This window comes from Mesorhizobium sp. WSM4837 (assembly GCF_055811435.1).
In genome coordinates this window covers 1-539 of record NZ_JBVVQE010000237.1, presented here as the reverse complement: position 1 = coordinate 539, position 539 = coordinate 1, and the positions used below count along the sequence as shown (strand labels likewise).

General features: G+C 59.2%; 1 protein-coding gene. It reads left to right on the top strand.

Translation table 11 applies throughout. The annotated features are described in order from the left end of the window. Positions 1–539: YihY/virulence factor BrkB family protein (locus tag AC0L3D_RS36910; protein WP_473647561.1), on the top strand; the 539-nt coding region annotated here is incomplete at both ends.

Here is a 539-nt window from a genome sequence, read left to right as displayed (position 1 = left end):
AACGGCATCAAGACGCTATTCGAAGCCATGAACATCGCCTACGAGGAGAGTGAAAAGCGCGGCTTTATCCATCTGAATCTTCTGGCCTTGGGCTTCACACTTGGCGCCATCCTCATCGGTATCGGCTTTATCGTCTCGGTGGGGATCGTGCCGGCCATGCTTGCGCTGCTGAACCTCGGCGGTTGGACCGAAGCCCTTGTGCGGATCTTTCGGTGGCCGATGATGCTGATCCTGGTCGGCCTCGGGATCACGCTGATCTACCGCTACGGCCCCAGCCGCGAAAGGGCAAAGTGGCAATGGGCGACATGGGGCGCCTTCCTCGCGGCTGGGGTGTGGATCGCGGTCTCGATAGGGTTTTCCTATTATCTTGAGAACTTCGCCGACTACAACGCGACGTATGGAGCCCTGGGGGCAGTCATCGGCTTGATGATGTGGACCTGGATCTCTGTGATTGTCCTGATTGTGGGGGCGGAGCTCAATGCCGAGATGGAGCACCAGACAGCCAAGGACACCACCACAGGTGCGCAGCAGCCGATGGG